Genomic DNA, 22,774 nt, shown 5'->3' with positions numbered 1-22,774 from the left:
CTCCCCGCCGGCGCTATTCTGAGCCGGTTCGACAACCGTGCAGAATCACTCAGGAAAACGCCAAGGAACAAGATGTCGATCTGGAAACTGCCCGCTGCTCTGATCATGGTGGCGATGGTAACGGGCTGTGGCCCGTCCGATAACCCGTCCGCGGACGCGGCCTCCGACCAGGCCACCACCACCAATGGCGCCGCCCCGCATAATCAGGCCGGCTCCTCCGACCGGAACGCGCCGGTGCTGGATACCGGCACCGAGGCATCCCTGCAGGAATCCCTGGACCGGGTGCGTTCTTCGCTACCGGAAGACCAGCGTATCGAGTTCGACCAGTCGGTGAAGCTGATTATGGATGTGGAGCCGCAACGATTGCACGGCATGACCGCCGAGCAGGTGCTGGCGGCCGGGCGCCAATTACATCAGCGGACTAACGGCGGCTGAGGACGGCTGGTGCCGGTCCTGGGAACGCTGGGCCCGCAGGTAGGCTGGCTCCTGCTGAGCCCGTTGCCAATAGGCACTGACCCGTGGCGGAAAGTACTGGGACAGGTCGAGCCGTTGGGCCAGCAACAGGGCATAGGCCACGGAAATGTCGGCGGCGGTGAAGCGGCCGGCACATAGCCAGTCGCGGTCGCTCAGGGCCCGTTCCACGCCTTTCAGGCGCGACAGAAACCAGCGCGTATAATCCTCCGCCACTCGCGGCAGCCGCCGTTCTTCCGGTTCCAGTTGGGTGTAACGCAGTACCAGTGTCTGCGGGAAGGTCAGCGTGGCTTCGCCAAAGTACAGCCAGTTGATCCAGGCCCCATACTCAGGGTGGTCGGTGGGCAGTGCCAGTGACGAATCCGGTCCGTAGCGGCTTACCAGATAATGGACGATACCCGAGGATTCGGTCATGCGCGTGTCACCGTCCAGCAGCAGGGGAATGGTGCCGAGCGGGTTTTCCCGCAGATAATCGGGGCATTCGACGCGCGGCGGAAACGGCATCATGTTGAGCTGGTAGGGCAATTCAAGCGCTTCCAGGGCCCACAGGCAGCGGAACGAACGGGCGTTATGGCAGTGGTAAAGCGTGATCATCAACGAGACTCCGTGATGTTGTATTCGGCCAGCACTTCATCGGTGTGCTGGCCCAGATGCGGTGCCGGCCGGGCCGGCTGCGGTGCCCGCGCACTGAAACGGGTGGGCAGCGGCATTTCCACGTAGTCTCCTTCGCTGGGGTGGCGGCGGCGCTGGAACAGGCCGGTGGCCCACAAATGCTGGTCTTCCAGAACGCGGTCAAAGGGACACACCGGCATGGCCGGAATCGACGCTGTCCGGCACAGTGTCATCCATTCAGCGGTGGTTTTTTGTGGCGTGCGTTGCGCCATTTCCTTGTAGAGCAGCGAGATATTGGCGCGGCGCTCGGGCTGGCTGCTGAACTCAGGCCGTTCGGTGAGCTCCGGACAGCCGAGCAGATCGAGCAGGGTCAGCCAGCAGTGATCGTTGTGAGGGACGATACTGATGTGGCCGTCGGCGGTGGGAAAAGGATTGCGGTGCGGGTCCAGTTGCCGGAAATAACCGGTGTCCTCGCTGGTGGGCGGTTGAAACGTCTGGCCGAATAAATGTTCCTGAAACAGAAACTGGGTGAAGGTCTCGAACATGGGGATCTCCACCTGCTGGCCTTCGCCGCTGCGCAGCCGGTGCACCACCGCCGCCAGCACCGCCTGGCTGGCGTACAAGGCGCCCACCTTGTCGGCGATCACCGAAGGCACATAGCGGGGCTGGCCGCCGTCGTAGCGGCCAACCAGATCGGTCATGCCGCTGGCGGCCTGGATCACGTCATCGTAAGCCTGCAAACCGGCATAGGGCCCGCCGGAGCCGAAGCCGACACAGTGGGCATAAATGATGTCCGGGCGCAGGGCTTTGACGCTGGGATAGTCGAAGCCAAGGCGGGCGATGGCATCGGCGCGCACATTGTGAATGAAGACATCGGCGTCGCCCAGCAAGGCCGCCAGCGCACGCTGGCCCTGCTCCTGTTTCAGATCCAGCACCACCGACCGTTTGCCGCGATTGGTGGTCACGAACGCCGGCCCCATGCCCGGTGTTTTCGCCGGATTGCCGGCGATGCGCATGAGATCTCCCGCGGGCGCCTCCACCTTGATCACGTCGGCGCCCAGATCGGCGAGCATCTGTGTGCAATAAGGGCCGAAGATCATCGTCGTCATGTCGATGATGCGTACGCCCTCGAGCATGCTCTGGGACATGATGAATCTCCCGAAGGATGAGCGGTCAGCGGCCGGTCCAGACCGGTTCCCGTTTCTCGATGAAAGCGCGCGGCCCTTCCTGATAGTCCTCGGTGGTCACCAGATACTCACGGGCCTTGTCGCCGGCGGCGATCAGCGCGGCCTCGTCCAGATCGTGGGTAAGACGGGCGATGACCAGACTTTCCTGCACCGCGATCGGCGCATTGGCGGCGATGGTTTCGGCCAGTTCCCGGGCGGTGTCCAGAACCTGATCCGCTTCCACCAGCCGGTTTACCAGGCCGAAGTCATAGGCGCGCCGGGCGTCCAGGGTGTTGCCGGTGGCGATCAGCTCCAGAGCGATGGCTCGGGGCAGATTGCGCGGCAGGCGATAGAGGCCGCCGGCCAGCGCCACCAGCCCGCGTTTCACCTCTGGTAAACCGAACGCCACCTTGGAAGACGCCACGCGCAGGTCGCAGGTCAAAGCGATTTCCAGACCGCCGGCCAGGGCCAGACCATTGAGCGCGGCGATCCAGACCTTGCGGCGCGGTGCATGAACAAAACCGGCGAAACCGCCCTCCTTGGTAACCAGCCGATGGGCGTTGCCGGCGGAGATTTCCTTGAGATCGGCGCCGGCACAGAACACCTTGTCGCCGCTGCCCTGCAGGATCACGGCGCGGATGTCGTTGTCCGCTTCGGTGGCTTTGACCGCGGCTGCCAGTCCCTGGGCCACGTCGCCGTTGACGGCGTTGCGGGCTTGCGGACGATTGAGGGTGACCAGGGCAATGTGATCGCCCAGGCGTTCCAGGGTTACGGCGTTATTGGTGTTATCCGTCATGTGCGCGTTTCTCATCCAGGTATTTTGGGGGGCTAGATAGCCTCTTTGGTGCTGGCGGTCCGCCGTGTGGTGATGCGGAAGTGCAGAAGATCCTCTTCTCCCGGCATGGCCTCGCCGGCCAGGCCGATGGGGCTGTTCGCGGGGTCGAGCAGGGTGTCCAGGGTGGCGCGATCGGTGCCGGGAACCCGTGCCATCACGCGTTCGCCGGCCGGCGTCAGAGCCAGCACCACGGCGTAATCCACCTCTCCGGCACGGTTGAACAGCGCGGTGAACGTCTCCAGCGTGGCCGGGCCCTGATAGCGTTCCAGCAGCGGCGGCACCGGTCCGCGGCGGGCATCGGCTTGCGCCTGCACGCTGTAGTCCTCGGCCAGCGGTGCCGGTGGCGGCCGGTTGGAAAGCACCACGGCATGGTGTTTGGTGACGTATTCCCCCTGGCCGTAGAGCAGCCCCTCGCCCGGGGCGCTGTCGCGCAGGCGGCGCACCATGGCGGCGGCGGCATGGGTCATGTAGTTGTTCATCGGTGCGCCGAAGAAGCTCAGGCCGCCAGTCACGCTGGGCTCGAAATCCTCGTCCAGGCCGAGAGTGCGGCGGGCCATTTTGGGCACGCAGGGAAAACAGCTGTACAGCTCCAGATGGCGGAAGCCGCCGACGTCGCCGCCGGCCCACCGCAGCACGGTTTCCAGCACGGTGTCCTGGGCGTGGGAGCGGTGGAACTGATCCCGTTGCAAATAATCCTCCGGCTCCACCGCCGCCGCTCCGCCCCACAAGTGGATCCAGCGTTCCTCGGGAATTCCCATTTCCCTGGCCACGGCGGCGCTGGTCAGCAACAGGGCGGCCCCCTGATTGACCATCGGGTTGGCCACCTGCCATTTGGTGTAGGGCCAGGCCACCGCCCGGTTTTCCGCTGTCGGGGTAATGATCTCCTCGGCGCTCGGTGTGCGCTCGGACCAGGTATAGGGATTGTTCGCCGCGATGCGGGCCATTCGCGCCCATAGCCGGCCGGACTCTTCCATGGCCGCGCGGGGTGTCTGACCATAGCGGCGAGGCAGAGCGTTTTCGTAGAACGGATACACCGTTGGCGGCATCAGAATGCCGTGTTTGAGTGACAGCGGATGCAGAATGTCCTTGCCGCGCCGCACTTTCGGCGCTGGATCACGCGGTGGCCAGGGCAGATCCAGATTCTGTTTCTCCGCCCGCTCCGTGGTGTGCCGGGACTCGGCGCCGACCACCGCCGCCACCCGGTATTCACCCCGTGCGATGGCCAGGGCGGCCTGATGCAGATAGCGCAATGGCGATTCCCCGCCCATGGGGCCGAGTTCCACCCGTTGCGGCTGCCGCCCCAGGCGTTGGCACAATTGCGCCTCGGTGTCCGGATAAGGCCAGGACAACTGATAAACGATGTCGACGGAATCCAGTTGATCGAGCAGGGTGGCGCCGCTGTCCTGTTCGGCCCGACGCAGGGCATGCTCCATTAGCGCCAGCGGTTCCAGTCCCCGCTCCAGTTGTTGCGGCTGATCGGTGATTTCACCCACGCCCACAAGGACGGGAAGACAGCGCGGGTCGGGACTGCTCATGTAGAATCCTTTGTTCTGATACTGAAAAAATGCCGGGGGTCACTGCTGTCCCACAGCTCCTGCGGAGGCTTCGTGGCAACCTCTGAATTCCATGGGCGGCTCCAGAAAATCCATGCTTGAGTGTTCCTCAGTGAGGATTGGGGATATTCGTCGATTCAGACGAAATTGCAGCAAACCGGACCTTTCATCCGGCGGCGCCCGGTTGTGCCGGCGTTTACCCTGTTCACACCGCCCCCCTATACTTTCCGCAATCCCGCCTCCCGCAGCCCCGCGATGGCGTGGGTCCATCCATGAGTGTCTCCGGCGGTATTTGCATGACACAGCTGTTCAGCAAGAACGATAAGAGCGGGCTGACCCGCGACCTGATCGAAGCCCTGTTTCCCATGTTCGAGCAAGCCAGCGCGGGGGGCATCGCGGTGGACCGGCAGGCCCGGATTACCTGGATCAACGCCAGCTACGCCTCGCTGCTGGGTATCGAGGATCCGGCGGCGGTGATCGGTGAACCGGTACGCCGGGTGATCCCCATGACGCGCATGCCGGAAGTGGTGGAAACCGGCCGCCCCCTGCTGCTGGACATCATGGAATACGAATCCCAGCAACTGGTGGTGACGCGGCTGCCTTATTTTGACGACAGCGGCAAGGTCATGGGCGCGGTGGCGTTCGTGTTGTACGACGACCTGCAGCCGTTGACGCCGCTGGTCAGCAAGTACCGCCGTTTGCACCAGGATTTGGTGGCGGCCCGCAAGGCGCTGGCGAGGAAAAATCGCGGTACGCGTTACAGCCTGGGGGATTTCGTTGGCGCCAGCCCGGCGGCGCTTGAGGTCAAGCGCCGTGCCCGGCTGGCCGCGGGGCGGGACATGCCGGTGCTGTTGCTGGGGGAAACCGGCACCGGCAAGGAAGTTCTGGCCCAGGCCATCCACGCTCTGTCGCGGCGGGCGGACCGTCCCTTCGTCGGCGTCAATGTGGCGGCGATACCGGAAAACCTGCTGGAGGCGGAGTTCTTCGGTGTGGCGCCGGGCGCCTACACCGGCGCCGACCGGCGTACCCGGGACGGCAAATTCCAATTGGCCAATGGCGGCACCCTGTTTCTGGATGAAGTGGGCGATATGCCGCTGGCGCTGCAGGCCAAGCTATTGCGGGCGTTACAGGAAGGGGAGATCGAACCGCTGGGCTCCAACAAGGTGGCCCAGGTGGATGTGCGGGTAATCGCCGCCACCAGCCGTAATCTGGAAACCATGATGGAAGAGGGCCGCTTCCGTTCGGATCTCTATTACCGGCTCAATGTGCTGGAGATCACCATCCCGCCCCTGCGGGAGCGCCTGCCGGATCTGGGCGTGTTGTGTGAAGCGATTCTGGAGGATATCGCGGCCGGTCTGGAGCTGCGTGCCGAGATCACTGATGCCGCGGTGTCGGCCCTCAGCAGTTATGACTGGCCCGGTAATGTCCGCGAGTTGCGTAATGTGCTCGAACGGGGCCTGACCATGGGGGAGGAAACCGGCCTGCTGGACGCCGACGCCATCTTCAAGGTGTTGCCGCGCAAAAGCGGACGCCTGCAACCGGTGGGGGCGGCGCAACCGGCCCGTCCACTGGCCCAGGTGCTGGCGGAGGCGGAGCTTCAGGCCATCGAGGCCGCGCTGGTGGCCAGCCGGGGCAACCGTTCCCGCGCGGCGCGGATACTGGGGATCTCCCGTTCGGCCCTGTATGAAAAGCTGAATAAGCTGTCCTGATTTCAAGACAGGTGTCCATTTTTTAGGACAGTTTCGTTAGACCTTTGTCTAAACCTGTTCTGTATTCCGGACACTTTTATGAAGAGGAATCACCGAAAAACTCATACCTCTTTGTTTTTAAAGGGTTTTCTGGTCTGGCACGGTGCCTGCTAGTTGGTGTGCGCAGAAGGTGGGAACAACCACCCCGACAATCGCACAACAACAAGAAGGATTCTTTTCATGTCGCTCAAGCAACAGCTCTCCAATCTCGGGCGCGGCGCCACTTTCGCTGCTCTGATGTCAGCCAGTCTGATCAGCAGTCAAGCCATGGCGGAGGAAAAAATACGCTGGCAGGTACCGCTGGCATTCCCTTCCCACCTGGTGGGTCTGACCACCCCGATCAAATATCTCTCGGACAACCTGAAAGCGATTTCCGGCGGCGATATTCAACTGCGTTACTACGAACCCGGCGAACTGGTGCCACCGTTTGAAATCATGGACGCCGTCAGCGAGGGCAAGTACCCGGCGGGCTACACCTGGGTCGGCTACGATCAGGGCACCATTCCGGCTCTACCGCTGTATTCGGGCGCCCCGTTCAATATGGAACCGCCCGCCTATCTGGCCTGGTACTACGAAGGGGATGGCAAGGCGCTGCTGGAAGAGATTTACGACGAGCGCAATATCCACCCGATGCTGTGCAGCATCATCGGCCCCGAGGGCGCGGGCTGGTTCGCCAAGCCGATCAGTGAACTCAAGGACATCGAGGGGCTACGGATCCGTTTCGCCGGTATTGGCGGCAAGGTGCTGGAAGAACTGGGTGCCTCCGTCACCATGATCCCCGGTGGCGAGCTGTATCAGTCCCTGGAGCGCAAGACCATCGACGCCACCGAGTTCTCCCAGCCCGCCATCGACAAGATGCTGGGCCTGGATCAGATCATCAAGAACTATGTGATGCCGGGTTGGCACCAGACCCTCACCACCTCTCATTTGCTGGTGAACAAGGACGCTTGGAACAAGCTCAAGCCGGAAAGCCGCGCCTTGATCGAAATGGGCTGCGAGTCCGCCGTTCTCAAGGGATTTGCCCAGAGTGAATGGGCACAGCCCACCGCCCTGCGGGAATACCAGAAGGAAGGCGTCACCGCGCAGACCCTGCCGGAACCGGTGTTGCGTGAATTGGAGAAGGTCACCAACAAGGTGCTCGATGACATGGCCGCCAAGGACACCATGTTCAAGCGCGTGCTCACCAGTCAGCGCGAGTTCATGAAGCATCACGCCATCTGGCACAGCAAAGGGTATCTGCCGCGGGATTTCTATCAGTACGACTGACCCGAACCGGATAACCCCCGGGGCAGGCTCCGTCCGGTGCCTGCCGATGTCATTTGCTATCCGACGCAGAGGTGACCGTGACCGACGAGCCTGTTTCCCCCGATGCCGAGGCGGCCGGGGCCGATGTCTTGCCGTACAACCGATTGTCCTGGTGGCTGGACCGGCTGGTGGCCGGGGTCGGGCGCTGGTGCTCCTGGCTCTGGCTGGCGGTTCTGGCGGTGGTATTAAGCAATGTGTTCAGCCGTTTCGCGATGAACGAAGGCTCCATCGCTCTGGAGGAATTGTCCTGGCACTTTTTCGGCGCCGCCATGATGTTGACCCTGGGCTACGCCGTGGTCCGGGATGACCACGTCAGGGTGGATGTCTTGCGGGAAAAATTCTCCCTGAAAGCCCAGGCGTGGATCGAACTGGTGGCCATCGTATTGCTGGCCTTGCCGATCCTTTATCTGATGATCGATGCCTTGGTGCCCTACGCCTACAAGGCCTACACCTTCAGCGAACGCTCCCAGGCTCCCAGCGGGCTGCCGCACCGGTTCATTTTCAAAAGTGTGTTGCCACTGGGGCTGATGCTGGTGGCCGTGGCGTTGTTCTCCCGGGGACTGCGCTGCGCCACTTTCCTGTTCCGTTTTCCTCGTGAAATCCAGCCCGGCACGGATGAGCGCGACGGCGCTCATCCCCACCCCTGATCAAGAGGCATCACTATTATGGGTCTGGAAGAAACTCTGGTTATCGCCATGTTCGCCAGTTTCATGGGGCTGCTGTTGTTGGGTTTTCCCGTGGCCTGGGCGCTGGCGGGCGTGGGGCTCTTATTCGCCGTTATTGGCAGTGTATTGATTCAGTATTTCGACGCCGATCTCTGGTTCACCTGGGCCGGCACCATCGGTGTTCTGGATGCCCGCATTTACGGCATCGTGGCCAATGAATTGATGGTGGCGCTGCCGCTTTTCATCTTCATGGGCATCATGCTGGACCGCTCCGGGATCGCCGAGAAATTGATGCACAGTCTGGTGCGGGTGCTCGGGCCGCTGCGTGGCGGCTACGCGATCACCGTGGTGGTGGTCGGTATTCTGCTGGCGGCGTCCACCGGCATCGTTGGCGCCTCCGTGGTGTTACTGGGCATGTTGTCGCTGGGGCCGATGATGCAGGCCCAGTACAACAAACCGCTGGCCGTGGGCACCGCCTGTTCGGTGGGAACCCTGGGCATTCTGGTGCCGCCGAGCATCATGCTGGTGTTGATGGCGGATCGGTTGGGCACCTCCGAGGCCTCCGTTGGCAAACTGTTCATGGGAGCCCTGATCCCCGGCATGATGCTGGGAGCGATGTACATTCTCTACATCGTTATCGCCTCCTGGTTGAAAAAAGATCTGGCGCCGGCACCGAAGCATCATGACCGTCTGGACGGACGGGCGGTATGGGATCTGTTCTTGTCGGTGGTGCCGCCGCTGGCGCTGATCATCGCCGTGCTGGGCTCGATCTTTTTCGGCATCGCCACCACCACGGAGGCGTCCGGCGTGGGCGCGGCGGGGGCCTTGTTGATGGCGCTGCTCAGCCGGCGTCTGAATATGACAGTGCTCAAGGACGCGCTCTATCAAACCAGCCGTACCACCGCGTTTATTTTCGGCATTTTCATCGGCGCCACGGTGTTCGCGGCGGTGCTGCGTGGGCTGGGAGGCGATGACGTCATACGCGCGGCGATCACCGGGTTGCCGTTCGGCACCACCGGTATTCTGCTGACCATTCTGCTGGTCACTTTCCTGCTTGGTTTCTTCCTGGACTGGGTGGAGATCACTTTGATCATTCTGCCGCTAGTGGCGCCGGTGGTGTTCTCCCTCGGCGTGGAACCGGTGTGGTTCGCGATTCTGTTCGCGCTGTGTCTGCAGACCTCGTTTTTGACGCCGCCGGTGGGGTTCGCCCTGTTTTATATCAAGGGCGTGTGTCCGCCGGAGATCACCACACGGCACATCTATCTGGGCGTATTGCCGTTTATCGCCCTGCAGTTATTGGGCCTGGCCCTGGTGTTCTGGTTCGAGCCCCTGGCCACCTGGCTGCCCAATGAAATCTACGGCGGGCCCTAGGGCTTTAACAGGCATGCAGTAAGAGGAGAAATGAATGAGCAACATGGCAGCTTCCCCCGTGCTCTGGTCCCCTTCGGCGGACACCATGGCCAATTGCCAGATGGGACGTTTCAAGACCTGGCTGCAAGAGCGGGGGTTCGGCCCCTTTGCTGATTATCACGCTTTGCATCAGTGGTCGATCGAGGAGCTGGAGCTGTTCTGGCAGCATCTGTGGGACTATTGCGGACTGATCCACGAGGTTCCCGCCGATCGGGTGCTGAGTGGACGCGACATGCCCGGTGCCGAGTGGTTTCCCGGCATGCGGATGAACTTCGCCGCTAATCTGTTGCGGCTAGCGGAGGGGGAACACGCCGACCGGGAAGCGGTGGTGGCTTATTGTGAAACCCGCCCGGTGCTGCGCAAAAGTTATGCGCAACTGAAGGCGGACGTAGGGGCCTTGGAGGCCTTTTTCCGTACCCGGGGTATCGTTCGGGGGGACCGCGTCGCCGCGGTGGTGACCAACGGTTACGAGGCGCTGGTGGGCATGCTGGCGGCCACCAGCCTGGGGGCGATCTGGAGTTCCGCGTCCCCGGACTTCGGCACGGGCGCCATCCTCGATCGCTTTGGCCAGATCGAACCCGCCGCTTTGATCGTGGTGAACGGTTACGGCTACGGCGGCAAAGTATTCGCCCGCCAGGAAGACTTCGCCGGGTTGATCGAGGGATTGCCGAGCCTGCGTTGCGTGGTCAGTGTCCAGCAACTGCCGGACCAGCCGGCGCTGACCGGCGACCGGGTCACGCCCTGGCCGGTGGCGCTGGCGGAAGGCGCGGGCCAGGCGCCTTCGTTCACGCCGTTGCCGCCGGACCATCCGGTGTACATTCTTTATTCCTCCGGCACCACCGGTAAGCCCAAGTGCATCGTCCACGGTGCCGCCGGGTTGCTGGTCAATCACGCCAAGGAACTGATGCTGCATGGCGATGTGGGGCCGGCGGACCGGTTTCTCTACTTCACCACCTGCGGTTGGATGATGTGGAACTGGCAGGCCTCGGCTTTGCTCACCGGCGCTGCCGTCATCACCGTGGACGGTTCACCCGGCTACCCGGATCTGGACATGTTGTGGCGTCTGGTGGCGGACGAGAAGGTGACTCACTTCGGCACCAGCGCGCGCTTCCTGGCGGGATGCCGCAAGGCCGGCCTGACACCGGCAAAGACCCTGGATCTGTCCGCTTTGCGTGTATTGTTCTCCACCGGATCGCCGTTGCTGCCGGAGGATTACGACTGGGTTTATGCCGACGGTGCTCCACGGGTACTGTTGGGCTCCATCGCCGGCGGCACCGATATTTGCGGCTGTTTTGTCGGCGCCACGCCGCTTCTGCCGGTGCGCCGGGGCGAGATTCAATGCCGCTTCCTGGGCGTGGACGCGGTGGCGTATGGGGAGCACGGCGAGCCGGTCAGCGAAGGCCGGGGTGAGTTGGTATGCCGCCAGCCGCTGCCGTCCATGCCGGTGGCGTTCTGGGGCGACCCTCGGGGTGAGCGTTACCGTGCCGCCTATTTCGAAACCTTCCCCGGAGTCTGGGCACACGGTGATTTCATTCACTTCACCGAACACGGCGGCGCGGTGATCCATGGCCGCTCCGATGCCACTTTGAATCCGGGCGGCGTACGCATCGGTACCGCGGAAATCTATCGTCAGGTGGAAACCGAGGTGTCGGTCAAGGACAGCCTGGTGGTGGGCCGCCAGATCGACGGTGATGTGGAAGTGGTATTGCTGGTGGTGGCGAATGACGGCGGCGAGTTGAGCGCGGAACTGATTCAACGTCTGCGAACGAGAATCCGCGAAGGCGCGAGCCCCCGCCACGTTCCCAGGCATGTCATCTCCGTGCCGGATATCCCCTATACCCGTAGTGGCAAGAAGGTGGAGCTGGCGGTGGCCGGGCTGCTCAACGGTGCTGCCCGTGGCGATAACCGCGATGCCCTGGCCAACCCCGAGGCGCTGGATCGGATCCGTGACCGCCTGCGTCAGGCGAACCTGTTGCACGGTTAGCGGATCGCGCTGATCGCGGCCGCTAGGGCGGATGACGTTCCAGACCCGGGAGGTCGCGCAGCGTCTGCTCCAGCCAATCGACGAAGGCGCGAACCTTGGACGAGCGGTGCCGGTGGTGTGCGTACACTACCGACACCGGGCTTGGCGCCGGCCGATAGTCCGCCAGCACTTCCACCAATTCGCCGCCGTCGAGATGGGGGCGAACGGAGTACAGCGGCACTTGCACCAGACCGAAGCCGGCCAGGGCGGCGCTGATGTAAGCCTCGGAATTGTCCACGGTAAGGCGGCCTTCCGGCTGGCATTCGTGGATCCGGCCGTGCTCGGTGTATTCCCAGGGCAGCGGTCGTCCAGTGCGGCCGGAGTGATAGATAATGACCTGGTGACGGGCAAGGTCTTCGGGGGTTTCCGGCGTGCCATGCCGGGCCAGGTAATCCGGCGAGGCGCAACTGATCTCGGTGAGGTAACCCAGACGCCGGGCCACCAGACTGGAATCGGGCAGTTCGCCAACGCGCAGCGCGCAGTCCACACCTTCCTGGACCAGATCCACCAGCCGGTCGTTGATGCCCAGTTCCAGATGGATCTCCGGGTAGCGGTCACAGAACGCCCTCAGCCGGGGCAGTATCACCAGCCGCGCGGGCCTGGCCGGCAGATTGACGCGCAACCGTCCGGATGGCCGGTGGCCGTCGGTGAACACGGCCTCGGTGTCCGCCAGTTCTTCCAGCAGATGAAGGCAGCGTTCGTAATAGGCGCCGCCGTCCAGAGTCAGGGACACCCGCCGGGTGGTGCGGTGCAGCAGCCGCACACCAAGATGATCTTCCAGTTGCCGCACCGCGGTGCTCACCGTGGCCTTGGGCAGTGACAGGGTTTCCGCGGCCCGGGTGAAATTACCGGCATCCACCACCCGGACAAAGATTTCCATGGCGCGCAGACGATCCATAGAGACACAACACTGTTCAGAAATCGTGAACAGAGTTAATCACGAATGCCGCTTTATCGGCCACCATCTGAACGAACACACTGTGCCGGTCTGTTTCCTTTCAATGCAAAGAGCGTGTCTGTTGAGGAGCATGAAGATGCAACAACGACGACTGGGCCGGGACGGTCCGCTGGTATCGGCGCTGGGTCTGGGCTGCATGGGCATGAGTGATTTCTATGGAGACCGGGATGACCGGGAATCCATCGCCACCTTGCACGCGGCCTTGGAGAAGGACGTCACCCTGATCGATACCGCCGACATGTATGGACCGCACACCAATGAAGAATTGGTGGGACGCGCCATCGCCGGCAAACGTGATCAGGTATTCCTGGCCACCAAATTCGGCATCGTCCGTGATCCCTCGGATCCGCACGCCCGTGGTATCAATGGCTCCCCGGATTACGTGCGCGAATCAGTGGAAGGCAGTCTGCGCCGTCTGGGCGTGGAGACCATCGATCTGTATTACCAGCACCGGGTGGATCCGCAAGTGCCGATCGAGGACACCGTCGGCGCCATGGCCGATCTGGTGCGGGAAGGGAAGGTCCGCTACCTCGGTTTGAGCGAGGCGGCGCCGGATACCCTGCGCCGGGCGCAGGCGGTACATCCCATCAGTGCCCTGCAGAGTGAATACTCCCTGTGGACGCGGGATCCGGAAGACGGGGTGTTGGACACCTGTCGTGAACTGGGCATCAGCTTTGTCGCCTACAGTCCGCTGGGGCGGGGGTTTCTCACCGGTGCGATCCGCTCGCCGGAGGATTTCAAGGAAGGGGATTTTCGCCGCCACAATCCGCGTTTCCAGGGCGAGAATTTCCAGCGCAACCTGGACCTGGTGGATCAGGTGCATGCCCTGGCGGAACAGAAACAGGTATTGCCGTCACAGTTGGCGCTGGCCTGGGTGCTGGCCCGGGGCGATGATGTGATCGCCCTGTTCGGTACCAAGCGCCGCCGCTATCTGCAGGAGAATCTGGCGGCGCTGGAGGTGCGGCTGAGCGACGAGGAACTGGCGCGGCTGGATGCGATCTTTCCCCGCCACGGTGCCGCCGGCGAACGTTATGGCGAGGAAGGCATGCGTACCGTGGGGAACTAGGGTGAACAGGCCCTAGGTTTCGGGGGCTTGCCCGCTGGCCAGGCGGTGTTCATCCAGCAGCCAGTCGCGGAAGTCGGTGACGATGGCGCGAGGGGAGGCACGCTCCGGGCTGACGATGAAATAGTGGAACCGGCAGGGCAGTGCCACTTCACTTAACCGCCGCAGGGTGCCGGCGGCCAGCTCCGTCTCCACCAGCTCCGGGCAGACCAGCCAGGCGCCCTGGCCGGTGAGGGTGGCTTCCAGTGCCAGCAAGCCGTTGCCGAAATGGTGCTCGCGGGCATCGGCGGGAAAAGGTTTTCCGGCTGCTTCACACCATTCGCGCCAGCCGAATCTCTCATTGGAACGGCCGGCGGTATTGTCGGTGAGCAGGGCGCCCTCATCGAGCACCTCGGCGATGGTGCTCCGGCCCGTCGCGGAAGCGACCACCGGCTCCAGCGCCACTTCCAGCAGCAGTGAACTGTCCATGTCCGGGTACTCGCCATAACCAAAGCGGATTGCTAGATCGATGCCGGCGCGGGAGAAGGCGGAAGCCGTGACCGGTCCTCCGGGGGCGGTGTCCACGGAATGCAGGCTGGCCTGCAGACGCACTTCCGCCTCCGGGTGGCGGGCATAGAAGCGGTGCAGACGTGGCACCAGCCATTTGGTGGCGAACAACGGCTCGGCGCACACCGTGATGACGTCCTTGGCTTCACCCTGGCTGCGCAGTTCATCGACGGCATCGACCAGCGCGGCGAAGCCGTCCTGTAACCGGGGCAGAATGCTCAGCGCCGCCGCCGTCGGCGTGACCCGGCGATGGTGGCGAATGAACAGCGCCACCCCGAGTTGTTCCTCGAGGGCTTTGATCTGATGACTCACCGCCGCCGGGGTCACGCTCAATTCCTTGGCGGCGGCGGCGAAGCTGCGGGTGCGCGCCGCCACTTCGAAATAGGCCAGCGCCGCCAGCGGCGGCAGGCGCCGCATGAAGCCGGCGGGCAAGGAGGACCGGGTGTGTTCGTTCATCCGCTTAGCGCTGCCATTGTGCCGCCCGTTTGTTGAGGAAGGCGTCGATACCTTCGGCGGCGTCCGCTTCCATCATGTTCCGCGCCATCACTTCTCCGGCAAAACGATAGGCTTCGTCCAGGGGCAGTTGCCGTTGCCGGTAGAACATGGCTTTGCCATGGCGGATCGCCGCCGGGCTTTTCTCCATGATCGAAGTGGCCAGGGCGGTTACCGCGCCGCCCAGTTCCGCTTCCGGCACGGCTTGATTGATCAATCCCCAGTCGGCGGCGGTGGCGGCGTCGATGAAGCGCGCGGTCACCAGCATTTCGAAGGCGCGCTTGGCCGAGACATTACGTGACAACGCCACCGAAGGCGTGGAACAGAATAGCCCGGCGTTGATGCCGGAGACGGCGAAGCGGGCGCTGTCCGTGGCCACCGCCAGATCACAACTTGCCACCAGCTGACAGCCGGCGGCGGTGGCCACTCCTTGAATGACCGCGATCACCGGCACCGGTACCGCCAGCAGGCTTTGCATTACACCGCTGCAGGTGGCGAACAGTTGCCGGTAATAATCCTCCTCGCCCAGATGAGAGTACATCTGACGCAGGTCATGGCCGGCGCAAAACGCCTTGCCCGCCGCCCGCAACACCACGCAGCGCAGGGTCTCGTCGTTGGCCAGAGCGTCCAGCTCGGTTTTCAGCGCCGCCAGCATCTCCTCGGACAAGGCGTTGTAGTGGCGGGGCCGATTCAGGGTCAAAGTGACCAGGCCATCCTGGTCTTCTCGCAGTATCAGAGGGGCATTGAGATCGGCTTGCGCGCTCATCACGATTCTCCTTGTTTTGCGTTGTCCGCTCAGGCCGCCGCGGACTGGGTGCGCAGGCGCACCTTGGTCTTCAGCGAATTGCCGATGAAGCAATTACGGTGAGCGCCGGCATGCAGGCGTTGCAGCTCGGCCGGTTCCGGTGTCTGGCCGTCGGCGAACTCGATGGCGGGTTGCAATTCCACCCGGGTCACCGCCAACCGGCCTTCCTCGTTCTTTTCCAGAAAGCCCACCGGTGTGTCCTTGTAGCTCTCCACCCGGTAGCCCTTGACGTCGGCGATGGCCAGGAAGAACAGCATGTAGCAACTGGACACCGAGGTCACCAGCAGTTGCTCCGGGTCGGCGCAGTTGCCGTCCCCTTGATAATCCACCGCAGCGGAGACTTGCACGGTCTGACCGCCATTGAGGGTGGCCAGATGGTTGCGGGAGTAGCTTCCGTTGCCGTCCGGGTGGTCGGCGCGGGTCCAGGCAATGGCGGCGTGATGTTCTGACATCGGCTCTGCTCCTTTCTGAAAACGGGCCGGGACGCCCTCGGTGAGCAGTACCATTGCACCAGCTCTGCTTAATGAAAAGCGATGTTTTCTAGGGATTAGGCTTAGACAGGCTAATGCAGGAAGGGAGTCGGCGCCAACCCGCAAGGAAGCGGCGCCGTGGGTCAGTCTTGCTGATTGAAGGCCCGCCAGGTGTCCACGGCCTTGCGTGTCACCACGGGGCCGGCGACCTGGGTCAGCGCGCGGCGCAAAGTGGGGCTGGCGGCAATCGCCACGCCGGCGGCGAAGGCACCGATCATCAGCAGACCGCTATTGCGGCGCGCCCACGCCAGGGTCTGATCGCCCACCAACGGACGCAGACCAGACTCCAGGACGCTTTCCGTCGGGCTCGGCGCCGGTGGCGGTGTGTCGTCTTGGGCTGGACCGGCGCGGTTGGCGCGAACCAGGCCGTAGCCGAGGGCGGCGGCCACCACCAGCAGACCGGCGCCGCTGATCAGCGCGGCCAGCGCCGCGCCCAGCGGTGGTGTCAGCGCGATCCAGGCCGCTGCCGTGAGGCTCAGTAATGCCGCCAGGCTGATCAACATGATCAGCCAGATCATCGCATTAAGACTGAACAGCCCGGCCAGCATGCCGCGCAGTTTCACACTCAACGGCCGAGCAGTTTGCCGAGCAGCAGGCCCACGCCGAACGCCGTGAGCACGCTGGTAAAAGGGCGGGCCTTGATCTCCTCCCCCAAGTGCTCCGCTTGCCGGGAGGCGCTTTGGCGCGCACCTTCGAAGGTTTCCCGGGCGCTGTTGAGATGCTCCTGGGCGCGTTCCTGAGTGGAATGCTTGACCGCGTCGGCCAGGGCCTTGAAGTCCCGGCGCAACTGCTCAAGGTCTTTTTTCAGGGCTTCGGTTTCCGCTGACTGGTTCATGACGCCTCCTTGGTATGGACCTGCGTTCTGATCTGAACAACGAAGCTTCAGCATATAGAGTGCATGGCCGCGGCGACTAGTGGGCAAGCCGTTAAAAATGCAAAACCATGAGATTTCTTGATCCGGCTCACGAGCGGGCCGGGAATGGCGAGTCATGGACCGTTTGCCTCACCGTTTCCCTCAAACCGAACTGCGAAGCCGCTGTGGGAGCTTGCCTGCAAGCGAATGAGGTTCGCTCAGGCGTTGAGCAACATTCGCTTGCAGGCAAGCTCCCACAGCGACTTCGCAGCCTTATTACTGCGCCAGCTTACGAATCACTTCATCGGTGAATTCGGTGGTGCTGCTGCGCCCACCCAGGTCCGGGGTGACTTTGTCCCCCTCGCCAACCACTGTGCGCAGGGCGTTACGCAGACGCTCGGCTTCGCTGTTGAGATCCAGATAGTCGAGCATCATGGCGGCGCCGAGCATCAGCGCGGTGGGGTTGGCGACCCCCTTGCCGGCGATATCCGGCGCGCTGCCGTGCACCGCTTCAAAGATGCCTTTGTCTTCCCCGACGTTGGCGCCGGGCGCCAGTCCAAGGCCGCCCACCAGGCCGGCGCAGAGGTCGGAAAGAATGTCACCGAACAGGTTGGTGGTGACGATGACGTCGAAACGGTGAGGGTTCATCACCAGTTGCATGGCGCAGTTGTCGACGATCATTTCCTCGTGCTCGATATCGTCGTATTCCTTGGCCACGCTGCGTGCCACATCCAGGAACAGCCCGGAGGTGGATTTCATGATGTTGGCTTTGTGCACCACGGTGACTTTCTTGCGGCCCAGCCGGCGCGCGGCTTCATAGGCGAAACGGATCAGGCGTCTGGACTCCTTGCGGGTGATGACGCTGCGCAGTTCCGCCCGTTCGCCATCTTCGCTGACCATCTGGCCTTCACCGGAGTAGATGCCTTCGATGTTCTCGCGGACGGTGAGGATATCGACATTATCGTAGCGGGAACGGACACCGGGGATGGAGAGAGCGGGGCGGACGTTGGCGAACAGATCGAAGTATTTGCGCAGGGTGACGTTGACCGAGCGGAAGCCCTTGCCCACCGGGGTGGTGATCGGCCCTTTCAACGCCACCGGATTCTTGCCGATCATGTCGAGGGTTTCCTGGGGGACCAGGTCGAGGCCCTTGTCCAGGGCGGTTTGCCCGGCGATGGCATAGTCATAGGCCAGGCCGCAGTCCAGAGCATCCAGGACTCGAACGGTGGCATCGACGATGTCCGGGCCGATGCCGTCGCCCGGGATGATGGTCACGCGTGTTTCCGCCATGGTTTCCTCTCCTTCTGGTCTTTTGGAATGCAGAAAAATTATGGTGGGTCCGTCGCCACGTTGTGGGTGGGGGGACCGTCGCGGCCGGACACCGGGGTGGGTATCCGGCCGTAGCTGTCCGGGCCGGTAAGCGGGACACTGAATTCGCGCCCTATATGGGGGCGGGACAGTTCTGATTCAAGCAGGCCCGCCAGGGTCCCGGCAAGCGGACGGCCTCTTGTATTCAAGTTCCGTGCCGTGACGAAAGCGTGTCAGCGCGGGTAATGGTGCATGACGAGAGCACCGGAATGGGGCGGGCACGGCGGGTGGCCCGGTGAGCGTGCACCGGGCCGGGGCGGCTTACTGTTTGAACAATCCGCGCGCGCTGTAGGGCTCGCTGCGCAGATACTGCGGGGAGGCGTGGATCGTGGCGCCCAGACGGGCCGCGGCGTGCCAGGGCCAGCGCGGGTTATAGAGGATGCCGCGGGCCAGGCCGACGGCATCCGCCTGGCCGGATGCCAGCAGCGTTTCCGCCTGTTCCGGCTCGGTGATCAGGCCCACCGCGATGGTGGTCAGGCCGCTTTCGGCCTTGATGCGAGCCGCCAGGGCGGTCTGATAACCGGGGCCGACGGGAATTTTCTGCGCCGGTGTCAGGCCGCCGCTGGAGACATGAATGAAATGGCAGCCGCGTGCCTTGAGGGCCTTGGCCAGCGCCACGGTTTGCTCCAGGTCCCAGCCGTCCGCTGCCCAGTCGGTAGCCGATACCCGTACCCCGACCGCCATTTCCGGCACCGCTTCGCGGACGGCGTCGAACACCTCCAACAGCAACCGCATGCGGTTTTCCAGACTGCCGCCATAGCGGTCGTCACGGCGGTTGGACAGCGGCGACAGAAACTCGTGCAGCAGGTAGCCATGGGCGCCGTGGATCTCGATCAAATCCAGCCCCAGGCGGCGTGCCCGTTTGGCGGCGGCGACAAAGGCTTCAATCAATTCACCGATCTCGTCCTCGGAAAGCGGCTCCGGAGCCTGTTCATTGTCGGCGAACGGCAATTCGGAGGGCGCGCGGGTTTGCCAGCCGTTGCCCTGATCCGGCCTGATTTGCGCTCCGCCCTCCCAGGGCCGGTGCGTGGAGGCTTTACGGCCGGCGTGGGCCAGTTGGATCCCTACAGGCATGGGAGACCATGCGCGCACTTGGTCGAGCACGGTTTTCAGGGCGGCTTCGTTGTCATCGTTCCACAGTCCCAGATCCCGCGGGCTGATGCGGCCTTCCGGCAACACCGCGCTGGCTTCCAGGATCAGCAGGCCGGCGCCGGATTGCGCCAGGGTGCCCAGGTGGATGGTGTGCCAGCTGGTGGCGTTGCCGTCGTCGGCCGAATACTGGCACATCGGGGCGATGACGATACGGTTATCCAGGTTCAACGGACCCAGTTCGAGCGGGGTAAACAGATGGCTCATGGACCTCTCCGGAAAGGGGACGCAAATAAAGGAAAGGGGCGGGCACGCCGCCCCTGGAGACGGGGTCAGGCGGGGGCGCCGACGCCCTCACCGGTCAGCAGGCTCTGTACGTGGGCGCGCGGCGGCGCGCCGAACATACGGCTGTATTCGCGGCTGAACTGGGAAGGGCTTTCATAGCCCACCCGGTAACTGGCGGTGGCCGCTTCCAGGCCTTCGCTGAGCATCAGCCGACGCGCCTCGTGCAGGCGCAGTTTCTTCTGGAACTGCAGCGGTGACATGCGCGTCACCTGTTTGAAACTGTGGAACAGGGACGATTCGCTCATGTTGACCTGATCCGCCAGATCCCGAACCCGCAGCGGTTGGGTATAGCGGTCCTTGAGCAGGGCGATGACCTTGGAGACCCGGTGGGACTGGCTGTCGGCGGCGGCGAACTTGCGCATGCGCGCGCCCATTTCGCCGATCAGCGCGCGATACAGGATCTCACGCCGGATCAGCGGCGCCATGATCGGTGTGTCGGCGGGCTTGTCGAGCAGCTCCACCAGGCGGGTGGTGGCGTCCAGCATGGCGGTGTCGATAGGCGCCATGCACAGCCCGCAGTTGATCTCCGGACACTGATCTTCGTCACTCACCGCCTCGCCCAGTTCGAACACCAGGTCCGCCACTTCCTGGGAATCCACATCCAGGCGAATGGACAGGAACGGCTCGCCGGGGCTGGCCACGTTGACTTGCCCCAGTACCGGCAGATGGACCGATGACACCAGGTAGCTCAAGGGGCCATAGACGATTTCGCGGTCGCCAAGCCAGATCGTCTTGCTGCCCTGGACGATGACGCACAGACAGGGCTCGTAGATGGCCGAGGTGCATTGCGTGGGCGTGTTGGCCCGCCCCAGATGTAGGCCCGACAGTGTGGATTCTTCTATGCCATCCTCCGGAGCATGCCGCAGGACGGTTCTGGTAAGCCGGGAACGGAGCTGTTCGAGTTCGATGTCCTGCCCGGACGATGAAAGGGAAAGGGAGTGATGCGCCACGATAGTGCCCTCCGTGTGTTTGTCGGCAGTATACGCACTGCCCGTGACAGGGTAAGCGCGGCTCCTGGAATGCTGCAGGATCGTGCAATGACTGTGGAGTAACAAGCAATTTCAGGCAAGCCGGAGGGGTTGTCATGGTGATCCGCGACAATCCGTGATCTAGCCTGATCCGGCTCCGCCTGGCGCGTGCATCAAATTGAACGGATGTCGGTTTTATGACGCGGCAATATGGTGCAAAGCCTTTTGTTTCAACATTATTGTCCTTGTTGGGGACGGCGGCTTCGACGGCGTGATGTTGTTCGCACTTGCCGGATAATGGGGCCCGGATCCGGGCGGACGTTTGCTGGGGACGGCTGCCTGATTCTGTATTGTTCACAGGATCAGGCAATTATCGCGCAGTAAACGGATACCGCCGGCTGGCGGCTGTCCTCTATTGTGTGCGGCGTGGAAGGGACCCGCCGCCAATCGGCGGGACGGGTCCGTCAGGTGGCAAGCGGGGGCCCCGATCCACGTTGCTGTCGAATAGGCCGTGCCTATATCGACCATCGGTAAACCCATCAAGAAACGCCGTTGACCTCAACATTGGTTGAGGAATTAACGTTCGCGGCCTGGGGGAGAACGAGTCCGATGCCCCGGGGCATTGATCGTTTGACCTCACTTGATGGTGTCCCGCTATTGACTGACGGTCAGTCAGTTTTTAGAGTTTTGCAAATGGGAACTATTTTCAATTGAAGGCAGGCGTATTGCCTGCAAGGCCCGAACAGCAGGAGCGAGCGCAACATGGATTCAATCAATACCCATTACGCCAGCGGGGGAGAGCTGATCATCGGGCTCGCCCTCATATTGATGGTGGCCGTTGGATTGGCCGGCTGCGATGCCCGTGGTGAGCAGGAGCAGGCGCAAATGCCGCCGCCGGCGGTCAAGGTGGCGAAGGTGCTGGATGACCCGGTGACACTGTGGGATGACTTCACCGGCCGGGTGGCGGCACCGGAAACCGTGGATCTGCGTCCCCGTGTCAGCGGCTACATCGACAAGGTGAGCTTCGAGGAAGGGGAACTGGTGGAACAGGGCGATGTGTTGTTCGTCATTGACCAGCGCCCTTACCGTGCCCGTGAACGGGCCGCCGCCGCGGACCTGGCCCAGGCTCGCAGCCAGTATCAATTGGCCAAGAGAGAAGCCTCCCGGGCGGAACGGCTGGTGGCCAGCCGCGCCATCTCCCGCGAGGAATACGACCGCCGGGCGTCGGCGATGGTGTCAGCGCGCGCGGCCATGAATGCCGCCGAAGCGGCGTTGGAAACCGCCCGTCTTGATCTGGAGTACACCGAGGTGCGCTCTCCGATCACCGGCCGCGCCGGCCGCGCCATGGTCACTCGCGGCAACCTGGCCAACGCTGATCAGACCCTGTTGACCACAGTGGTATCGGTGGATCCGGTGTACGTGTACTTCGAGAGCGACAGCGATTCCTACCTGCGTGGCCGAGAGCTGCTGGGTAATGGCGAGGATACCGAAGTGCGTATCGGTTTGAGCGGTGAAAACGGCTACCCGCATCGGGGCAAGGTCGACTTCATCGATAACCGTCTCAACGCCAGCACCGGCACGCTGCAGTTCCGCGCCGTGGTGCCGAACCCGGATGGCCGCTTCAAGCCGGGGCAATTCGCCCGGGTGGAACTGCCCGCCGAGCGTCTCGACAAGGCGCTGTTGATCGACAGCAAGGCGCTGCTTACCGATCAGAACCGCCGTTATGTCTATGTGGTGGACGATGAGAACAAAGCGTCCCGCCGTAACGTCGACGCCGGTCGCACCGTGGATGGCCTGGTGGTGATCCGCGACGGCCTGAAGCCCGGCGAGCGGGTCATCGTCAACGGGGTGCAGAAAGTATTCATGTCCGGCATGCCGGTGGCGCCGACGCTGGTGGAAATGCGCGCGGCGGCCACCAAGGAACCGGAAGTGGCGGCGGCGCCCTGATCGACTGACACCGACATAACCC

At 63.2% G+C, this 22,774-nt stretch carries 21 protein-coding genes; 8 read left to right on the top strand and 13 right to left on the bottom strand.

The window, feature by feature from the left end:
- Nucleotides 1-72: 72 nt before the first annotated feature.
- On the top strand, nucleotides 73-435 hold the full coding sequence (locus CRO06_RS01165; protein ID WP_055099838.1) for a DUF6694 family lipoprotein: 363 nt from the start codon (nucleotides 73-75) through the stop codon (nucleotides 433-435).
- Here CRO06_RS01165 and CRO06_RS01160 read toward each other — a convergent pair.
- The 4 genes from CRO06_RS01160 to CRO06_RS01145 are packed head-to-tail and all read right to left on the bottom strand — an operon-like array spanning nucleotide 409 to nucleotide 4,619.
- Entirely contained in the window at nucleotides 409-1,065 is a 657-nt protein-coding gene (locus tag CRO06_RS01160) for a glutathione S-transferase family protein (RefSeq protein WP_022993933.1), read from the bottom strand. The two genes, CRO06_RS01165 and CRO06_RS01160, sit on opposite strands and share 27 nt — an antisense overlap.
- Complete coding sequence (locus tag CRO06_RS01155; RefSeq protein WP_097057539.1) at nucleotides 1,065-2,231, bottom strand: CaiB/BaiF CoA transferase family protein; 1,167 nt, start codon at nucleotides 2,229-2,231, stop codon at nucleotides 1,065-1,067. The genes CRO06_RS01160 and CRO06_RS01155 overlap by 1 nt, the downstream gene beginning before the upstream one ends.
- Nucleotides 2,232-2,256: 25 nt before the next feature.
- Entirely contained in the window at nucleotides 2,257-3,045 is a 789-nt protein-coding gene (locus CRO06_RS01150; RefSeq protein ID WP_022993931.1) for an enoyl-CoA hydratase-related protein, read from the bottom strand.
- 32 nt (nucleotides 3,046-3,077) lie between these two features.
- Nucleotides 3,078-4,619 carry an acetyl-CoA acetyltransferase gene (locus tag CRO06_RS01145; protein ID WP_097057538.1) on the bottom strand — a complete coding sequence of 514 codons (1,542 nt, stop codon included), beginning with the start codon at nucleotides 4,617-4,619 and terminating at the stop codon, nucleotides 3,078-3,080.
- Between the two features lie 314 nt (nucleotides 4,620-4,933).
- Between CRO06_RS01145 and CRO06_RS01140 the strand changes: the two genes are divergently transcribed.
- The 5 genes from CRO06_RS01140 (at nucleotide 4,934) to CRO06_RS01120 (ending at nucleotide 11,749) form a co-directional block, all read left to right on the top strand.
- Nucleotides 4,934-6,346, top strand: a complete 1,413-nt coding sequence (locus CRO06_RS01140; protein ID WP_022993929.1) for a sigma-54 interaction domain-containing protein — start codon at nucleotides 4,934-4,936, stop codon at nucleotides 6,344-6,346.
- A gap of 219 nt (nucleotides 6,347-6,565) precedes the next feature.
- On the top strand, nucleotides 6,566-7,651 hold the full coding sequence (locus tag CRO06_RS01135; protein WP_097057537.1) for a TRAP transporter substrate-binding protein: 1,086 nt from the start codon (nucleotides 6,566-6,568) through the stop codon (nucleotides 7,649-7,651).
- Between the two features lie 77 nt (nucleotides 7,652-7,728).
- A complete protein-coding gene (locus tag CRO06_RS01130; RefSeq protein ID WP_097057536.1) occupies nucleotides 7,729-8,337 on the top strand; it encodes a TRAP transporter small permease subunit in 609 nt (202 codons plus the stop codon).
- Between the two features lie 18 nt (nucleotides 8,338-8,355).
- The gene (locus tag CRO06_RS01125) at nucleotides 8,356-9,726 is read left to right on the top strand and encodes a TRAP transporter large permease (RefSeq protein WP_063142337.1); all 1,371 of its coding nucleotides are present in this window, start codon (nucleotides 8,356-8,358) and stop codon (nucleotides 9,724-9,726) included.
- Nucleotides 9,727-9,760: 34 nt separating this feature from the next.
- Complete coding sequence (locus CRO06_RS01120) at nucleotides 9,761-11,749, top strand: acetoacetate--CoA ligase (RefSeq protein ID WP_055099832.1); 1,989 nt, start codon at nucleotides 9,761-9,763, stop codon at nucleotides 11,747-11,749.
- A gap of 22 nt (nucleotides 11,750-11,771) precedes the next feature.
- On the opposite strand, the gene CRO06_RS01115 is transcribed toward CRO06_RS01120, so the two are convergent.
- A complete protein-coding gene (locus CRO06_RS01115; protein ID WP_097057535.1) occupies nucleotides 11,772-12,686 on the bottom strand; it encodes a LysR family transcriptional regulator in 915 nt (304 codons plus the stop codon).
- Nucleotides 12,687-12,822: 136 nt separating this feature from the next.
- Between CRO06_RS01115 and CRO06_RS01110 the strand changes: the two genes are divergently transcribed.
- Nucleotides 12,823-13,812 (top strand): aldo/keto reductase, encoded by a 990-nt coding sequence (locus tag CRO06_RS01110; protein WP_097057534.1) that lies wholly within the window; start codon nucleotides 12,823-12,825, stop codon nucleotides 13,810-13,812.
- Nucleotides 13,813-13,824: 12 nt separating this feature from the next.
- Here the strand turns inward: CRO06_RS01110 and CRO06_RS01105 are convergent, their stop codons facing one another.
- From CRO06_RS01105 to CRO06_RS01070, 8 genes are all read right to left on the bottom strand, one after another.
- Nucleotides 13,825-14,811, bottom strand: coding sequence for a LysR family transcriptional regulator (locus tag CRO06_RS01105; RefSeq protein WP_097057533.1), 987 nt, complete (start codon nucleotides 14,809-14,811; stop codon nucleotides 13,825-13,827).
- Between the two features lie 4 nt (nucleotides 14,812-14,815).
- Complete coding sequence (locus CRO06_RS01100; protein ID WP_097057532.1) at nucleotides 14,816-15,613, bottom strand: enoyl-CoA hydratase; 798 nt, start codon at nucleotides 15,611-15,613, stop codon at nucleotides 14,816-14,818.
- A 29-nt stretch (nucleotides 15,614-15,642) separates the two neighbouring features.
- Complete coding sequence (locus tag CRO06_RS01095) at nucleotides 15,643-16,104, bottom strand: OsmC family protein (protein WP_097057531.1); 462 nt, start codon at nucleotides 16,102-16,104, stop codon at nucleotides 15,643-15,645.
- 161 nt (nucleotides 16,105-16,265) lie between these two features.
- On the bottom strand, nucleotides 16,266-16,751 hold the full coding sequence (locus CRO06_RS01090) for a hypothetical protein (protein ID WP_143247699.1): 486 nt from the start codon (nucleotides 16,749-16,751) through the stop codon (nucleotides 16,266-16,268).
- Entirely contained in the window at nucleotides 16,748-17,017 is a 270-nt protein-coding gene (locus CRO06_RS01085; RefSeq protein WP_022993918.1) for a DUF883 family protein, read from the bottom strand. The genes CRO06_RS01090 and CRO06_RS01085 overlap by 4 nt, the downstream gene beginning before the upstream one ends.
- Before the next feature lie 294 nt (nucleotides 17,018-17,311).
- On the bottom strand, nucleotides 17,312-18,325 hold the full coding sequence (locus CRO06_RS01080; RefSeq protein ID WP_022993917.1) for an isocitrate dehydrogenase: 1,014 nt from the start codon (nucleotides 18,323-18,325) through the stop codon (nucleotides 17,312-17,314).
- A gap of 339 nt (nucleotides 18,326-18,664) precedes the next feature.
- Nucleotides 18,665-19,759 (bottom strand): NADH:flavin oxidoreductase/NADH oxidase, encoded by a 1,095-nt coding sequence (locus CRO06_RS01075; protein ID WP_097057530.1) that lies wholly within the window; start codon nucleotides 19,757-19,759, stop codon nucleotides 18,665-18,667.
- Between the two features lie 65 nt (nucleotides 19,760-19,824).
- Nucleotides 19,825-20,787, bottom strand: a complete 963-nt coding sequence (locus CRO06_RS01070) for an AraC family transcriptional regulator (RefSeq protein ID WP_022993915.1) — start codon at nucleotides 20,785-20,787, stop codon at nucleotides 19,825-19,827.
- 846 nt (nucleotides 20,788-21,633) lie between these two features.
- Between CRO06_RS01070 and CRO06_RS01065 the strand changes: the two genes are divergently transcribed.
- Entirely contained in the window at nucleotides 21,634-22,752 is a 1,119-nt protein-coding gene (locus tag CRO06_RS01065; RefSeq protein ID WP_374072923.1) for an efflux RND transporter periplasmic adaptor subunit, read from the top strand.
- Nucleotides 22,753-22,774 lie beyond the last annotated feature (22 nt).

The sequence above is a fragment of the Alloalcanivorax xenomutans genome, from assembly GCF_900217905.1.
GTDB lineage: Bacteria > Pseudomonadota > Gammaproteobacteria > Pseudomonadales > Alcanivoracaceae > Alloalcanivorax > Alloalcanivorax xenomutans.
Note: the sequence above shows the minus strand (reverse complement) of the source record. Positions and strands in the feature narration are given on the sequence as shown.

Coding starts and splice junctions, on each gene's coding strand:
- CRO06_RS01100 (WP_097057532.1), bottom strand. CDS start 15,613: ATGAGCGCGCAAGCCGATCTCAATGCCCCTCTGATACTGCGAGAAGAC.
- CRO06_RS01135 (WP_097057537.1), top strand. CDS start 6,566: ATGTCGCTCAAGCAACAGCTCTCCAATCTCGGGCGCGGCGCCACTTTC.
- CRO06_RS01105 (WP_097057533.1), bottom strand. CDS start 14,811: ATGAACGAACACACCCGGTCCTCCTTGCCCGCCGGCTTCATGCGGCGC.
- CRO06_RS01095 (WP_097057531.1), bottom strand. CDS start 16,104: ATGTCAGAACATCACGCCGCCATTGCCTGGACCCGCGCCGACCACCCG.
- CRO06_RS01125 (WP_063142337.1), top strand. CDS start 8,356: ATGGGTCTGGAAGAAACTCTGGTTATCGCCATGTTCGCCAGTTTCATG.
- CRO06_RS01145 (WP_097057538.1), bottom strand. CDS start 4,619: ATGAGCAGTCCCGACCCGCGCTGTCTTCCCGTCCTTGTGGGCGTGGGT.
- CRO06_RS01140 (WP_022993929.1), top strand. CDS start 4,934: ATGACACAGCTGTTCAGCAAGAACGATAAGAGCGGGCTGACCCGCGAC.
- CRO06_RS01075 (WP_097057530.1), bottom strand. CDS start 19,759: ATGAGCCATCTGTTTACCCCGCTCGAACTGGGTCCGTTGAACCTGGAT.
- CRO06_RS01165 (WP_055099838.1), top strand. CDS start 73: ATGTCGATCTGGAAACTGCCCGCTGCTCTGATCATGGTGGCGATGGTA.
- CRO06_RS01160 (WP_022993933.1), bottom strand. CDS start 1,065: ATGATCACGCTTTACCACTGCCATAACGCCCGTTCGTTCCGCTGCCTG.
- CRO06_RS01080 (WP_022993917.1), bottom strand. CDS start 18,325: ATGGCGGAAACACGCGTGACCATCATCCCGGGCGACGGCATCGGCCCG.
- CRO06_RS01155 (WP_097057539.1), bottom strand. CDS start 2,231: ATGTCCCAGAGCATGCTCGAGGGCGTACGCATCATCGACATGACGACG.
- CRO06_RS01110 (WP_097057534.1), top strand. CDS start 12,823: ATGCAACAACGACGACTGGGCCGGGACGGTCCGCTGGTATCGGCGCTG.
- CRO06_RS01120 (WP_055099832.1), top strand. CDS start 9,761: ATGAGCAACATGGCAGCTTCCCCCGTGCTCTGGTCCCCTTCGGCGGAC.
- CRO06_RS01115 (WP_097057535.1), bottom strand. CDS start 12,686: ATGGATCGTCTGCGCGCCATGGAAATCTTTGTCCGGGTGGTGGATGCC.
- CRO06_RS01085 (WP_022993918.1), bottom strand. CDS start 17,017: ATGAACCAGTCAGCGGAAACCGAAGCCCTGAAAAAAGACCTTGAGCAG.
- CRO06_RS01065 (WP_374072923.1), top strand. CDS start 21,634: ATGGTGGCCGTTGGATTGGCCGGCTGCGATGCCCGTGGTGAGCAGGAG.
- CRO06_RS01150 (WP_022993931.1), bottom strand. CDS start 3,045: ATGACGGATAACACCAATAACGCCGTAACCCTGGAACGCCTGGGCGAT.